Raw genomic sequence first — 729 nt, forward strand, 5'->3', positions numbered from 1 at the left:
TGGGGTGAAGTCGTAACAAGGTAGCCGTATCGGAAGGTGCGGCTGGATCACCTCCTTTCTAAGGAAGAAGAAGTAGGGGAAAGCACGAGAGTGTTAGGCACTGTTTAGTTATGAAGGCTCGCGAGGAAGCCTGGAAGATTTCCGGTGGCGATGCGTCTGGGGGCCACACCCGTATCCATCCCGAACACGATGGTTAAGCCCCAGACGGCCGATGGTACTATGCTGGAGACGGCATGGGAGAGCAGGTGGCTGCCGGAACACTTAATAAGAACAAGCCGAAGGGGCAGTTCGAATTTAGTGAGTGGCGTGTCACGACACTTAGCGAAAGCGAGTCGCAAGACGAAGCTTGAGGTTAGTGACGGGACCTGCCGGATTAACAAAAGGAGGGCTTATAGCTCAGCCGGTTAGAGCGCACGCCTGATAAGCGTGAGGTCGGTGGTTCGAGTCCACTTAAGCCCATTGGCCTGGAAGAATCCAGACCAGACAAAAGAATAGAGAAAACAAACCTATTCGTGGGGGTGTAGCTCAGTTGGGAGAGCACCTGCCTTGCAAGCAGGGGGTCAAGAGTTCGAATCTCTCCATCTCCACTCAGTGTGAGCACTTAGAGTGAAAGCACTGAAGATAAGGCGGAAGGAATGATAATTCTGAAAGCCATATCCCTTGTACCTTGAAAACTATATACTGAAAATATCCAGTTAAATCGAAGATTTAACAATACAAGACATCCGA

At 50.5% G+C, this 729-nt stretch carries 2 tRNA genes and 2 rRNA genes; all 4 read left to right on the forward strand.

Annotated elements, in window-relative coordinates:
* A 16S ribosomal RNA gene (locus tag B5E82_RS17760) occupies nt 1–58 on the forward strand; the annotation flags it as partial.
* 82 nt (nt 59–140) lie between these two features.
* A 5S ribosomal RNA gene (gene rrf, locus B5E82_RS17765) occupies nt 141–258 on the forward strand.
* Nucleotides 259–385: 127 nt separating this feature from the next.
* Nucleotides 386–459: transfer RNA gene (locus tag B5E82_RS17770), tRNA-Ile, on the forward strand.
* 55 nt (nt 460–514) lie between these two features.
* Nucleotides 515–587, forward strand: a tRNA-Ala gene (locus B5E82_RS17775).
* Nucleotides 588–729: the final 142 nt, after the last annotated feature.

The organism is Lachnoclostridium sp. An138 (assembly GCF_002160765.1).
In the GTDB taxonomy this organism is placed as follows: domain Bacteria; phylum Bacillota; class Clostridia; order Lachnospirales; family Lachnospiraceae; genus Laedolimicola; species Laedolimicola faecalis.